Origin of the sequence: Chryseobacterium hagamense, assembly GCF_007991455.1 — a bacterium.
Taxonomy (GTDB): domain Bacteria; phylum Bacteroidota; class Bacteroidia; order Flavobacteriales; family Weeksellaceae; genus Chryseobacterium; species Chryseobacterium hagamense.
Genome location: NZ_BJYJ01000004.1, coordinates 171,377 through 185,628, shown reverse-complemented (window position 1 = coordinate 185,628; position 14,252 = coordinate 171,377). Strand labels below are relative to the sequence as shown.

Below are 14,252 nucleotides of genomic sequence, written 5' to 3'. Positions count from 1 at the left end.
ATTTTCTATTTAAAAAGATATGACATCATTAGGCATGAGCTTTGGCCTGTTTACCTTACCGTGCACGATGATCGGCTTAGCCGGAACCTGTATTAAAACAACACCTTATCCTCCCGTCTCAATTCTTCCAGGTATTTGCTTTTATCATCCCGGTAAAAAAGGTTCATCGTTTCAAAAGGAATCAGCTTCAGATCTTTATTCACGATATGGACACAGGATTTCTTAACGGCACGAACATCAAAATCATGGGCATCCATAAAATTCATAATGATGATCCGGAACAGGTTGTCGTAATCCAGGTTCGGCGCCGAAACTTCAGGAAGACAGCACAATAACTGGTTGACTTTGGGCTGTACTTTATCTACGGAAATCCCCGTGCTGAAAATATCCAGCAGCTGCATCTGCAATCCGGTGTCCTGTTCGTAAACGATGGTATTGCGGGTCTCATTATTCAGCAGATCAGCAGGGTTGATGTACCGGGTCAGAGGAATGGTTTCCCCTTCCAGCTTCAGGATATAGCCCATTGCTAAAGCATCGGGATTACACGGCACCGGAATGAGATCATCGGAATTCAGGAGCGGAAACTGGTTCAGGATTTCCTGCCGTACTTCGGTAAGCGTTATTTTCTCATGTGCCGAATCTTCCCGGTTTCTTCCGGCAATTTCCACCGGCTGAAAAGTAATCCCACGGACACATTTCTGTTTTAAGGCAAATTCAATGATTTTACCAATCTCATCGATATTTTTATCTTTCTGCAGGACGATCACCAATGTGGTCGAAAGGTTCAGGGCATTCAGTTTCTCCAGAGCTTTCATGCGGATATCGGTAAGATCCTTCCCCCTGAAATCCTGCAGCACTTCCGGTTTAAAGGAATCAAACTGGAGATAGACCTCAAATTCCGGGGCGTAGGCCGCCAGCTTCTCGGCAAATCCGGGATCGTTTGCAATCCTTACCCCATTGGTATTCAGCATCAGATGCTTGATGGGCTTCGATTTGGCAATATCCATGATTTTAAAAAACTCGGGATGGATGGTCGGCTCTCCTCCGCTGATCTGAACCACATCGGGCTCTCCTTCATTTTTAACGATAATATCGAACATTGCTTCGATTTCTTCCAGGCTCCGGTGGCTTCCGTAATGCGGCGAAGACATGGCATAGCAGGTCGGGCAGGTCAGGTTGCAGCGATCCGTTACTTCAACAATGGAAAGACAGCTGTGCTGCTCATGGTCTACACACAGACCGCAATCATAAGGACAGCCATATAATACTTCCGTTCCGAAATGTACGGGCATTTCAGAAGCTTTGTTGTAGTTCCTGATATTTTTGTAATAATGGATATCGGAAGCAATTTTCGTTTTGAAAAACCCGTGGTCCGGGCATCTTTTCGTCATGAAAACCGCTTCATCCTCAATGATAATTTTGGCACCTACCCTTTTCAGGCATTCCGGGCACAAACTGATGGTGTAATCGTAATACGTATAATTTCTTACCGGCATAATTTTCAGTTTAAATTCCCCCTCCGCAAATAAGTCCGCTGATCAAACCACAAAGCAGCAGGCAGATCAGCATGGTCTGAGCAAACTGTTTCCCGGAAAATTTCCGGTTATCTTTTGATTCGTAAATCGATTTGACAATAAAAGTGACGATCAGGGAAAAAATGGAAGCCACAAACAGGATAATGAGAATGATTATCAGGACCAGGCCTCCCAGGTCACCGACTTCCAACAGGGTCAGGGTTTTCATAAATTTCGTTTTTATGGTGATTAATACGGACCGTATTTTTTATTTTATAAATGTAGTAAATAATTACACAAATACATACGATCTGAATGGTTCCCAGATTTCCGATAATTTCCAGCCTTGGCTTTATAAAGTCCAGCAGGAACCTGAAGCTGAAGTAACTCAGCATAAAGATCTGAAAGACAAAACCGGAAGGGTATACTTTCTTCCTTTGAAGAATTGTTAAAATAACCCAGAGGATAATCAGAAAAGCAATTTCATACAATGCTACGGGATGTCTCAGGTACTGGTCCCCGAGATGCATTCCGAAGATAAAACCGGTGGGAACACCGTACGTTTCTTCGTAAATTCCGGTAAGGAAGCAGCCGATCCTTCCGATAATCATGGCCAGTATCAATGGGAAGACAATCAGATCACCGGTGCTTTCCTTATGGCCGACCGCTTTTTTGGCCAGTTCCACGCCTATCAGGCCGAAAGCCAGTCCCCCGACAATTGTATTGTTGGTCCAGATCGTCTTAAAGTCGAAATGTTCATACAATTTGTATGGGTTTTCCAGGTTGCCAATCAGTTTAGAACCGAACAGAGCCCCTGCCGTTGCTCCGATTAAAACAGCAGCCGAAATATTGAAGGAAACTTTTTCTGCGGATTTTCTTTTTAAATAAAAATAACAGCGCATCCCGATAAACATCCCCAATCCTTCAAAAAGCGGATGGGCAAGTACGGTTTTGCCAAAAAGATGAAAGGTTACCGGAAAATCCATGGTTTCAAAAGTATTGCTTTTAATTAAAACCGACAGCATTGTAGCCGGAATTTTTAGGGGAATTTATGATGGATTAAGTGCTTCCGCAAATAATTGTTTAAGGCATTAAGCATGCTTTTTTTGAAATTCAATTCTGGTCTGAAAGGATTCAGTCAAAGTTTTTTCATACATTTAAGTAAAATAATTTTCCAAATATGAGAATAGAATATGATATTAAACTGGGATTTAAAGATGTAATGTTCCGCCCGAAACGTTCTACTTTGAAATCCCGTTCGGAAGTTGACCTGGAAAGAGAATTTACCTTTAAGCATACTCATAAAAAATGGAAAGGAATCCCGGTGATTGCGGCCAATATGGATACGGTGGGAACTTTTGAGATGGCGGTGGAACTGGCAAAGGAAAAAATCATTACGGCTATTCACAAGCATTATTCTGTTGAGGAATGGACTGAATTTTTAAACAGCCAGCCAGAAGAGATCCATCAATATATAGCCTTAAGTACCGGAACAGGGAAAGCGGACGAAGAAAAGCTGGGAAAAATCCTTGGACTGCATCCGGAGATCGAGTTTCTCTGCATCGATGTAGCCAATGGCTATTCCGAACATTTTGTTGAATTCGTCAAGAAAGCCAGGACTGATTTTCCGGATAAGATTATCATCGCCGGAAATGTGGTCACCGGGGAAATGGTAGAAGAACTCCTGCTGGTAGGTGCCGATATCATTAAAGTTGGCATCGGTCCCGGCTCGGTCTGTACGACGCGGGTAAAAACCGGAGTGGGATATCCCCAGCTTTCCGCAATTATCGAATGTTCGGACGCCGCCCATGGTCTGGGTGGCCATATTATCGCAGACGGCGGCTGTAAGGTTCCGGGTGATGTGGCCAAAGCTTTCGGCGGAGGCGCCGACTTCGTAATGTTGGGAGGAATGTTTGCCGGACATGATGAGAGCGGAGGCGAAATGGTAGAAGAGAACGGCAGGAAATACAGACTTTTCTACGGTATGAGCTCAAAGACTGCGATGGATAAGCACTCAGGAGGTGTTGCAGAATACCGTGCCTCCGAAGGAAAAACCGTAAGAGTCGCTTATAAAGGTCCGGTTTCCGGAACGGTGAAAGATATCCTCGGCGGCGTACGTTCCACATGTACCTATGTCGGGGCTTCAAAGCTGAAGGAACTGTCGAAGAGAACCACATTCATCAGGGTTCAGGAGCAGGAAAATCAGGTATTTAACGATTAAAATACATTGATCTATTCAATACACTGAAAACAGAAATCCGTCGCAGTGACGGATCTCTGTTTTATATTTTATTTAAAAAAATTCTTAAGTCAATAAGCCTCCGTCTACATTTAAAGTCTGGCCGGTAACATAAGAAGCCATGTCACTTCCTAAAAATACGCAGGCATTGGCCACATCCTGAGTCTGGCCAAGCTTTTTCATCGGGATGGATTCATTCCATTTTTCTTTGGCTTTGTCATCCAGAGCATCCGTCATTTCAGTCTGGATGAACCCCGGAGCAATGGCGTTGCAACGGATATTTCTGGAACCTAATTCCAAAGCAACCGATTTCGTAAAACCGATCACGCCAGCCTTTGAAGCCGCATAGTTGGCCTGTCCGGCATTTCCGCTGATACCTACCACCGAAGTCATATTGATAATCGATCCTGCTTTGGCCTTCATCATCGGCTTGATGACCGCTTTAGTAAGATTGAATACCGAATCCAGATTAATATTGATTACTTTGTCCCAGTCTTCTTTGGACATTCTCAACAGCAGGTTGTCTTTTGTAATTCCTGCATTGTTGATCAGGATATCAATTTTTCCAAACTCAGCGATTACATCATCCACTAAAGTTTGGGCAGCATCAAAATCCGATGCATCCGACTGGTAGCCTTTAATTTGCGTTACAGAACTTAAAGCTGCTTCTAATTCCCTAGCTTTGTCTACAGATCCGGCATAGGTAAAAGCTACTTTTGCGCCCTGCTGAGCATACATTTCAGCAATTCCTTTACCGATTCCTCTTGTAGCTCCCGTTATTAGCGCTACTTTTCCTTCTAATAGTTTCATATATATGACAATTATTTACTTTATAATCCATTTACTTCCTGAAAACCGGCCGGTATACCGTATCGGCTCTACAGAAATAAAACAGTGCGCAAAGATATTACAAAATGTTGTTCATTACATTTTAAATCATTCTTTTAGCAAAACTTTTCAACTGTTTTTTGTCATAAAATCATTGCGGTTTCTTAATCGGTAAAATTTCGGTCTTTCTGTTCCGTGAAGTAAATAAACTCAGAATCCTTGCCTTTCGTAAGCAGGATGCCTTTCTTCTCATGAAGAAATTTATCATAAATTATTTCGGTCAACGGCTCATTCTGATGGTTGGTTACCCCAAACTTGTTATTCTTCTTTACGACAAACTCGTTGGCTCCCAGAAAAGTGGTAATATCATCATATACGAAGGGAACGATTTCGTTGCCGTTTTCATCCATCATTCCGTACAGATCATCGTTGTTTTTCCCGACGAGTTCAGGATAAAGTTCTGATTCCCTGACCTCTTTGAGGGTCTTCAGTTCCCGGTAAATTCCGTTTTTGGGAGAAAATGTATAATACCGATCTTCTTTGTTCAGAATAAGGGTATGGGGAAATATTTTTTCTATTCCGTATGTATCGTCCAGAATGTTTTTTAAATCCTTATTTAAAATTTTCTCTTCGTCATCCTTTCTCAGATAGAGGTATTTTTCGCCGGAAATGGTAAGCCCTTCCACCCGGTCGTATTCTTTTGGAAAAACAATTTCTCCGTTCAGACGCACGACGGCCGTTTTTGGATTTGTCTGGTCCTGCGACGTTTTGAAAAGACCGTTGAAAACAGGGTTTACGTAATGATAATCAAGATCATACAACTTCCCTTCCTTCTTTGAAAAGATACTTACTTTATCGTCTTTGGTAAGGTAAATATATTCCCTGCCTACAAAAGCCTGTTCGTATATTTCATCGGCAATCACCTTTTCGTTTTCATCGATGATGCCATATCTTTCTTTTGAGGCATCCAGAGTAATCAGATAAGGAAAAGCATTAATGTTATCTACATTATGACCGGAAATGGTACTGATGGTTCTGCCGTTGTTATCAATCACCTCACCGGACTTCTCTCCTTTCGTAAGATAGGCCCTGCCTTTGTAAAATCGTAAATCATCGGTAAACGTACGTTCGGAAACTTTATTTCCATTGAAATCGTAAATTATCCAGACCCCGCCATTTTTCACGAAAAACCTGTTCTCGCTTCCGAATACGATCTTTTCTGAAAAAGGAATGATCTCTTTACCGTTAAAATCATAGACCCTGTCTTTTCCCTTTTTGGTATAGATCATACGGTCTTTATTTTCCCAGGTCCTGAATCTGAACAGATCCATCGGGATAATCTCTTTTCCGCCAGCATCAATAACAGCTGTTTTTCCATTTGCTTTCCCGGCTTTTACTTTCAGAACGAACCTGTTCTTCCATAGAGGGGAAATTTCGCTTTTTACCGGATAATTGAACGTGATATTACCCAACGAATCTACAATTCCTGACCTTCCGGTTCCGGCATCGGTAAATATGCCGTAACCTTTTGAATAGGAACGGACTTCTTTACCCAATTTTTTGGTTAACAGGATTTGCTTGTACTGGTCCGTCTGTCCCAAACAGACCGACGAAAACAGCACGAAAATTAATTTTTTCAATTAAATGGAATTATTTACGATAAGGACGATTTCGCCTTTTAAGGTTTTGCTTTTTGAAAATTCAATGAGTTCAAGAATTGTTCCGCGTTTGGTCTCTTCAAATTTCTTGGAGATTTCGCGGCTCAGGCTTACTTTGGTTTCCTCACCGAAGAATTCCCTGATCTGTTCCAGGGTCGTATTGATCTTATGCGGACTTTCGTACAGAACGATGGTCTTTTTTTCTTCTGCCAGCTGTTTCAGCTTGGTCTGACGGCCTTTTTTCTGGGGCAGGAATCCGGCAAACAGAAATTCATTGTTCGGCAGTCCCGAAACCACGAGTGCCGGAACAAAGGCCGTAGCACCGGGCAGGCAGATCATTTCAATGTGATGGTCCGAGCCGGCTTTTGCCAGCAGATAACCGGGATCTGAAATTCCGGGAGTTCCGGCATCGGTAATGATGGCAATGTTCTGGCCGTTTTGAAGATCAGTAATCACCTTTTCAGTGGCCTGATGCTCATTATGCAGGTGATAGGATTTCAAGGGCTTTGAAATCTCGAAATGTTTTAAAAGAATACCTGAAGTTCGGGTATCTTCACACAAAATATAATCAACCTCTTTCAGGACATTTACCGCTCTGAAGGTCATATCTTCCAGATTCCCGACCGGTGTGGGAACAAAATATAGGATTCCGCTCAAAATTAAGTTTATAAAAATTTATTTTCTACCAATATCCAAAGCCTTTGGGCATATTCATCCACCTTGTTCCATTTTCTGGAATAATAGAGGTCACTCAGATATTCTTTCGCCTCTTCCAGGGTTTTAAAGCTGTTGAGATTGGCAACCACTTCATTCAGTTCAGACTGGCTTCCTCCGAATAACATTTTGGAAAAGGCAATCCTGTCATTCAAATCCAGTTTAAACTCAGGTTTTTTCTTTTCCGCTTCCATAAAATCCGTCGGAATATTGGTTTTTAAAATGCTTCCCGTTTCTTCTTTTTTTTCTGCGGGAACAGATTTTTCTTCCGGATGTTCCCTTTCCGGATGTTCTTCATCAAAAAAAGACTGTACGGCTTTCAGGCCTCTGATGTTGGCCAGCTTTATCTTTCTCTCATGATTATAGGCATTGTATGCCTCCAGGCTTTCAAAGCTTTCATCCGGTTTTCTTTCTTCTCTCACCTCAGAAACCGGCGTTCCAAAGTCTGAAACCGCTCTTCTGTCATGCTCTTCCGAAGCAGCTTCTTTCTGTCTTTCCTCCTCTGACGCTTCATTTTTAAGATCGTTTATGATATTTTCTGCGCCGGAAGTATCGCTGGCCATTTCTCCCTGTTCCATCATCTGGGATGAAAACAACGGATTATGGGATTCTTCATTCGGATATTCTTTCTTTTCCGAAGCAGATTCAAAATTGTTCAGGATTCTTTCTTCTTCCTCAAAGGAATTTGAAATTTCCCCGTCATTATCGGAAATTTCATTTTCAAATTCATCAATTTCATTCAACTGGTTGTTGAAAACAGCTTCTTCCTCCGTCTTTTTTTCATGGAATATTTCATCCCGGGTCTCATCCTCAAGATCTGCAGGCGTTTTTTCTTCCTCTGAAAAATGAACCGGTTCTTTGTTGGAATCGGGACTTTCCGATGGACTGTTTTCATCCGGCTGACCGTTAAAAATGTCTGCATTTTCATTCAGCACTTCCTGAAGATCCGCTTCTTTATTCTCCTCTGCAAAATTAACTAAAGTTTCGTGAAGTTCTTCTTCTACAATTTCATTTAACTGATTATTGAAAACAGCTTCTTCCTCAGTCACCTGGCCGGAATAATTGCCGGATCTGTTTTCATTGATTTCATTCAGCTCATTGTTAAAGATGGCTTCTTCTTCCGTTACTTCACTATTTTCAGCAGATCGGTAAAAATTTTCGTTATTTTCCGGAACCGGCGAAAAATTTTCATTTCCGAAATAGGCGATATTTTTTTCCAGCAAACGCAGGAAAGAAATTCTTTCGGCCAGCTCTTCTACCAGATCCAGCTTGGACGAAAGTTCGTCTACATGGCTTATTTTGTCCAGAATACCAATGATATTCCTGGATTCAAAAAATATCTTTTCCTTTAAATCTTGGATGTTCTGCATAGAAGAATCTTGTTAAAATTGCTTACTTTTGATCTTGAAAATATACGGCTAATTTAACAAATGTTTTTAGAAAATACAATTAATCATTCCAAACAAAGCGGTTGGATGGAAGTAATTTGTGGCTCCATGTTTTCCGGAAAAACCGAAGAGCTGATCCGGAGGCTGAGAAGAGCTGAAATGGCGGGGCAGAACGTGGAAATTTTTAAACCGAAACTGGATACGCGATATTCGGAAGAAGACGTGGTTTCCCACAACCAGAACAAAATCCGGAGCACATCGGTGGAAAACCCCAGCGAGATCCTCCTTCTGGCCTCAAATTGCCACGTCGTAGGAATAGACGAAGCCCAGTTTTTCGATGAAAGCATTGTATATATTGCCAACCAGCTTGCCAACAGCGGTGTCCGGGTGGTGATCGCCGGATTGGATATGGATTTCCTGGGAAGACCCTTCGGTCCCATGCCCAACCTGATGGCTACTGCGGAATATGTAACAAAGGTTCACGCCATCTGCAGAAGAACCGGAAACCTGGCCAATTATTCCATGAGGATTTCCGAAGGCAAAGACCTGGTAGAGCTCGGAGAAACAGAAGCTTACGAAGCCGTAAGCCGGAGGGTTTTCGTAGATGAAGTTTTGGATAAAAACTGATTCGATATCAAATTTTATCCGTATTTTTGCTTAAAATTTAATAGTAAAAACTATCGGAAAATGATATTGGAAATCAAAAATTATATAAAAATCAGCAATTCCATTGATGAGATTCTGAAAAATTCGCCGTTCAAAATGAAATACATTATTGAAAAGAGCGGGATTTCCGAACCTACCTTTTTCCGGAAAATGAAAGAGAAAAAATTTCTTCCGGAAGAGCTGCTGAAAATTGCGGAGATCATTGAGCCTGAAAAATCCTTCCTTCAATCTCTTGAAGAAGCCGAAAATGATTTCGAAAAAGGTATTTTTTATTCCCACGATAAAGTCATGAAAATTTCCGGAGAACGCTTTATAAAGAAATATGGAAATAAGGTGGTCTAGATTTGCAGTACAGGATCTGGAGCAGATTGAAGATTATATCGGAACCAGGTTTTCTTACAGGGAATACCGGAGCTTTATGATTAATCTAAACCATACAATAGAATTGATTCTCGACCGGAAAGCAGTTTTTCAGAAGCTGGAAAAGTTTCCCAATTATTATAAGCTTCTAATTGCAGAACAAACGACCCTTATTTACAAATTAGAACCTGACTCTCTGAAAATACTACGCTTGTATAATAATTATCAGGACGAAGACAAAAAATTTATCATAGACGATTTATAAATGAATTATACAGCAGAAGCTATTGCAAGGATTACCAATGCAGAAATTGTAGGGAACGGAAGTTTAATCATCCGGAATATCGCTTTCGACAGCCGGATTATTTATTCTACCAAAAACACGGCTTTCATTGCGATCAATACCTCCAAAAATTCCGGCGAAAAATTTATTGAAGCGGCCATAGACCGCGGCATCGATATTATTATTTCCGAGCACCATGATCCGCAGTTTGAAAATGTTACCTGGATCATTGTAGAGAATTCGGTGGTATTCCTTCAGAAATTAGCCCGGTACCATTTTGAACATTCCCGTTTGAAATCAATCGGAATTACCGGCAGCAACGGAAAGACGATTTTAAAAGAGTGGCTGTATCAATGTCTCTGGAATGAGTTTCCTACCGTAAAAAGCCCCAAAAGTTTCAATTCGCAGATCGGGCTTCCCCTTTCGCTTCTTCAAATTAATGATTCCCATGAACTCGGAATTTTTGAAGTCGGGATTTCCAAACCGGAAGAAATGGAAATACTGGAATCCGTTTTTCATCCGCAGATCGGCCTGCTTACCCACATCGGGACGGCCCATTTGGCGAACTTCAGCTCAGAAGAACAACTGATTGACGAAAAGATTAAACTCTTCATCAATTCAGAAGTGATTATTTACAACGGCGATCATCCTCTGGTCGGGAAAAAAATAAAAGAACGGTATTCCGGCAAAAAATTAATCGCTTACGGTTTTAAAGAATACAACCAGGTTTACTATAAAAACAGCCTTCAAAGAAATGAAGACGTGGTGGTGCATTATTTCGGAGAAGAAATTTCATTCCCCGTACATCAGAGAGACGAAGCGACATTAACCAATGTTCTGGCACTTATTACGGTCTTAAAGGAACTGAATATCGGCAACCGGGAGATCGTTGAAAAAATCAATGCGCTGAAGGCGGTTGAAATGAGGCTTGAAGCCATCGAAGGCGTAAGGGGCAATATCGTTATCAACGATTCTTTCAATCTGGATCTCGATTCCCTGAAGACAGCGCTCCAATTTCTTAACGAATACAAAAAGCCGAAAAAGTCTCTGGTACTGACCGACATCCTGGGAGTAAATTCCAATTCTAAAGAACTTTATGAAGAAGTTTCCGATCTGGTCAACGAACAGCAATTTAATTCGGTATTCCTGATCGGAAATGAAATATCAAAATTCAGTGAATTATTTGAAGCTGAAACCTTTACTTTCATCAGTACCCGGGAACTTATTGACAGCAGACACCTTAATGAACTGGAGAACCAACTTGTTTTATTAAAAGGTGCAAGAAAATTCGAAATCGAAAGATTGAAAGAGATCCTGGAACTGAGAAAGCATGATACAGTACTGGAGATCAATTTAAACGCCATTCTCCACAACATCAATTACCATAAATCCCTGCTTCAACCTTCCACGAAAATGATGGCCATGGTAAAAGCCAATGCCTACGGACTGGGAAGTTATGAGATCTCCGAGTTTCTGCAGCATCACCATATTGATTATTTAGGGGTTGCTTTTGCAGATGAAGGGGTGGAACTCCGGAAAAAAGGGATTACCGTACCGATCGTCGTGATGAATCCTGAGCAGCACAGTTATGAAACCGTCATTGCCTACAACCTGGAACCGGAAATCTACAGTTTCCGTGTACTGGAGTTATTTTATGATGCCGTCCGGAAATCCGGTTACGATAAGGAGTATCCCATCCACCTTAAGCTGGAAACCGGAATGCACCGCCTTGGTTTTAAAGAAGATGAGCTGGATCAGTTAAGCCTTACTTTAAATTCAATGAACGTTAAGGTACAGAGTATTTTCAGCCACCTTTCCTCTTCCGATATACCGGAAGAAAAAGAATTTACCCTGAATCAATTAAAAACATTTGAAAAGAATTCATCGTCTATTATAGAAAAACTGGGTTATGTTCCGATCCGGCATATCCTGAACTCTTCGGGAATTACTTCTTACACCGGTTACCAGTATGACATGGTAAGAATCGGCATCGGAATGCTGGGAGAATCACCAAATAGTGAAATACAGAAGCAGTTGCGGCCTGTCGTCAGTTTCAAAACCGTCATTTCCCAGATCTCAATGGTTCAAAACGGAGAATCAGTAGGTTACAGCCGCCGCTTTAAAGCAGGCCATCAGACCAAAATAGCCACGATTCCCGTGGGATACGCAGACGGAATCCCGAGACTGATCGGAAACCAGGTAGGAAACGTTGGAATCAACAAGACCCTTGCCCCCATTGTCGGAAGCATCTGCATGGATATGATGATGATCAATGTCGATCACATTCCCCATGTGAAAGAAGGTGATGCCGTAACGGTATTTAATGCGAAGCCCACTTTAAAAGAATTTGCGACCTACTGCCAAACGATAACCTATGAAGTCCTTACTTCTATTTCGCCCCGTGTAAAACGGATTTATATAAAAGATTAAGTCACACATTATGAGAAAGCTCCTGATTATTTTATTTGCATTTCAATTGCTCTTCATCCGGTCCCAGGTAAGAAAAGATCTGGTGATTCCCAAAAATCCAAGAATCGGACTTTCACTGGCCGGCGGCGGAGCTAAAGGATTTTCTCATGTAGGCGTTCTTAAGGTGCTGGATTCTCTAGGAGTAAAAGTAGATTATATAGCCGGTACCAGCATGGGAGCCATTGTCGGTGGCCTCTATGCTTCAGGATACTCCGGAAGAGAAATTGAAAAGATCGTTATGGATACCGATTTCTATTCCCTGATTACAGATCCGAAAGCCAAACGCCAGGAAACAACCTTCTTTAATAAATCGGTAGATAAATACCTTCTCTCCATCCCACTGAAAAACGGAAAGATCAATCTTCCTTCTTCCATCAGTTCCGGGCAGAAAAATGTTTACCTGCTGAAAGAACTTTTTAAAAATGTTTCCAACATCGAAGATTTCTCAAAACTTCCGATTCCTTTTATGTGTGTGGCCACCAATCTGGAAAGTGGCAACATGCAGATCTTTGAAAAAGGCGATCTCGTACAATCCATCATGGCGAGTTCTGCTTTTCCTTCCCTTATGGACCCTGTGAAAATCAACGACAGCATTTATATCGACGGAGCCATGACGGTGAACTATCCGTCAAAACCTTTAAAGGACAAAGGAATCGATATCGTGATCGGTGTCGATCTTAACCAGGATCTCTCCAGAAGAGAAGACCTGAACAGCATCATTGCCATTCTGAACCAGGTCATTGATTTCGGGATTAAAAAAGATACCGAACGCCAGTATAAATATACCGACATCAATATCAAGCCGAATTTACAGGGCATGACTGCGACGAGCTATGATGACAAGAAAAAAATTCTCGACAGCGGCTATGTGGAAGGCTTAAAATACGCAGATGTCCTGGACCAGCTTCCTAAGCGCCCTTTTGACCGCATACGGCAACAGATGAGTCCTATTTATTCCAATGTCTATAAGATTGACAGCGTTGCCATTGACGGAAACAGAATCTACGGGAAAAACTACATGCTCGGAAAAATGGGGCTCCGTCTCCCTTCTCTGCAGACCTATGGAAGCATTAATAAAAGAATCGATAAGCTGGTCGCTACTAATAATTATAAATTCATCAACTATGATATTATTTCCGACAGTAAAGCCAGTTATCTGAAGCTCTATGTTACCGAAGATGACGCCAGGCATTTCCTGAAATTCGGATTGCATTACGACGAGATCTTTAAAACCGGCCTGCTGGTCAATTACTCGGCGAAGCGTCTTTTGTTCCGTAACTCCAATCTTTCCCTGGACGTCATCGTCGGAGATAAACCCAGATACTACCTAAACTATTTTATCGACAACGGATACATTCCCGGCTTCGGAATTTATTCTTCCGGGATGAGCTTCAGCCTGAGGGATACCAGCAATAATGAATTCGACAAATGGCAATGGCTCCGGAACGAAGTCTACCTGCAGTCGATCTGGAAAGATAAGTTTGCCGTCGGCGGCGGGATCAGCCATGATTATTTCGAAGCTGAATTCAACGGCGATAATAAAAGATACAACCGGTTCCTGAATCCTTATGTATTTCTGAAAAGCGATACCCAGAATGACAGGGACTTCCCTACCCGCGGAATCTACATTAATGCGGAAGGGAAAGTGATCGATCTGCTCAAATCCGAGGTAGACCGGAGGCTGGTTCAAATCAAGGCAGACATCAGGATCAATATCCCCCTGTCCAAACAGTTTGCTTACCGGCTGAACCTGTATGGAGGAATCACCTTAGGTGAAAATCTGCCGGACTTTTATAAGTACAGGCTGGGCGGGATCTTTGAACAGAACATTGTTAACTTCAGAAGCTTTTCCGGGTTTTACTTTGCCCAGCTGAACACCAACAACGTAATTCTGGCTTCAAACGATCTTCAGTTCAAATTCAATAAAAACTATTTTCTGAGCGGAAATTTTTCCTTCGCCAATCTTTCAAATGACATTTCCTTTGAAGATGCAGTTAAATTAAACTACAGCTCCGTAGGACTTACCGCAGGATATAAATCCCCTTTCGGACAGATCAAAGTAAACTTCAGTCACTCTCTTAAAAACAACCAAAAAGGCATATTCAGTGTCATCTTAGGACACTGGTTTTAATT

13 protein-coding genes are annotated in these 14,252 nt (G+C 41.8%); 6 read left to right on the top strand and 7 right to left on the bottom strand.

From position 1 onward, the window contains the following. Positions 1-92: 92 nt before the first annotated feature. Genes CHA01nite_RS06825 through CHA01nite_RS06815 form a run of 3 tightly spaced genes read right to left on the bottom strand, consistent with a single transcriptional unit; the run spans position 93 to position 2,539 of the window. Positions 93-1,496 (bottom strand): radical SAM protein, encoded by a 1,404-nt coding sequence (locus tag CHA01nite_RS06825; RefSeq protein ID WP_146940559.1) that lies wholly within the window; start codon positions 1,494-1,496, stop codon positions 93-95. A gap of 10 nt (positions 1,497-1,506) precedes the next feature. Next, a complete protein-coding gene (locus CHA01nite_RS06820; RefSeq protein ID WP_146940558.1) occupies positions 1,507-1,743 on the bottom strand; it encodes a hypothetical protein in 237 nt (78 codons plus the stop codon). Continuing rightward, positions 1,712-2,539 (bottom strand): prolipoprotein diacylglyceryl transferase, encoded by an 828-nt coding sequence (locus CHA01nite_RS06815; RefSeq protein ID WP_228458357.1) that lies wholly within the window; start codon positions 2,537-2,539, stop codon positions 1,712-1,714. The genes CHA01nite_RS06820 and CHA01nite_RS06815 overlap by 32 nt, the downstream gene beginning before the upstream one ends. 155 nt (positions 2,540-2,694) lie before the next feature. On the opposite strand from CHA01nite_RS06815, the gene CHA01nite_RS06810 reads away from it, so the two are divergent. Beyond that, positions 2,695-3,735, top strand: coding sequence for a GMP reductase (locus CHA01nite_RS06810; protein WP_146940557.1), 1,041 nt, complete (start codon positions 2,695-2,697; stop codon positions 3,733-3,735). A gap of 84 nt (positions 3,736-3,819) precedes the next feature. On the opposite strand, the gene fabG is transcribed toward CHA01nite_RS06810, so the two are convergent. From fabG to CHA01nite_RS06790, 4 genes are all read right to left on the bottom strand, one after another. Next, the gene (gene fabG / locus CHA01nite_RS06805; RefSeq protein ID WP_146940556.1) at positions 3,820-4,563 is read right to left on the bottom strand and encodes a 3-oxoacyl-[acyl-carrier-protein] reductase; all 744 of its coding nucleotides are present in this window, start codon (positions 4,561-4,563) and stop codon (positions 3,820-3,822) included. A gap of 182 nt (positions 4,564-4,745) precedes the next feature. Further along, on the bottom strand, positions 4,746-6,221 hold the full coding sequence (locus CHA01nite_RS06800) for a WG repeat-containing protein (RefSeq protein WP_146940555.1): 1,476 nt from the start codon (positions 6,219-6,221) through the stop codon (positions 4,746-4,748). Further along, on the bottom strand, positions 6,222-6,896 hold the full coding sequence (gene rsmI / locus CHA01nite_RS06795; RefSeq protein ID WP_146940554.1) for a 16S rRNA (cytidine(1402)-2'-O)-methyltransferase: 675 nt from the start codon (positions 6,894-6,896) through the stop codon (positions 6,222-6,224). Positions 6,897-6,904: 8 nt separating this feature from the next. Further along, on the bottom strand, positions 6,905-8,323 hold the full coding sequence (locus CHA01nite_RS06790) for a DUF8457 domain-containing protein (RefSeq protein WP_146940553.1): 1,419 nt from the start codon (positions 8,321-8,323) through the stop codon (positions 6,905-6,907). Between the two features lie 60 nt (positions 8,324-8,383). Between CHA01nite_RS06790 and CHA01nite_RS06785 the strand changes: the two genes are divergently transcribed. The 5 genes from CHA01nite_RS06785 to CHA01nite_RS06765 are packed head-to-tail and all read left to right on the top strand — an operon-like array spanning position 8,384 to position 14,250. Next, entirely contained in the window at positions 8,384-8,968 is a 585-nt protein-coding gene (locus CHA01nite_RS06785) for a thymidine kinase (protein ID WP_146940552.1), read from the top strand. A gap of 60 nt (positions 8,969-9,028) precedes the next feature. Then, complete coding sequence (locus CHA01nite_RS06780; protein ID WP_146940551.1) at positions 9,029-9,349, top strand: hypothetical protein; 321 nt, start codon at positions 9,029-9,031, stop codon at positions 9,347-9,349. Beyond that, on the top strand, positions 9,330-9,632 hold the full coding sequence (locus CHA01nite_RS06775) for a type II toxin-antitoxin system RelE/ParE family toxin (RefSeq protein ID WP_146940550.1): 303 nt from the start codon (positions 9,330-9,332) through the stop codon (positions 9,630-9,632). The genes CHA01nite_RS06780 and CHA01nite_RS06775 overlap by 20 nt, the downstream gene beginning before the upstream one ends. Continuing rightward, a complete protein-coding gene (locus CHA01nite_RS06770; RefSeq protein ID WP_146940549.1) occupies positions 9,633-12,080 on the top strand; it encodes a bifunctional UDP-N-acetylmuramoyl-tripeptide:D-alanyl-D-alanine ligase/alanine racemase in 2,448 nt (815 codons plus the stop codon). A gap of 10 nt (positions 12,081-12,090) precedes the next feature. After that, positions 12,091-14,250 carry a patatin-like phospholipase family protein gene (locus CHA01nite_RS06765; RefSeq protein WP_146940548.1) on the top strand — a complete coding sequence of 720 codons (2,160 nt, stop codon included), beginning with the start codon at positions 12,091-12,093 and terminating at the stop codon, positions 14,248-14,250. The last annotated feature ends 2 nt before the right edge of the window (positions 14,251-14,252 follow it).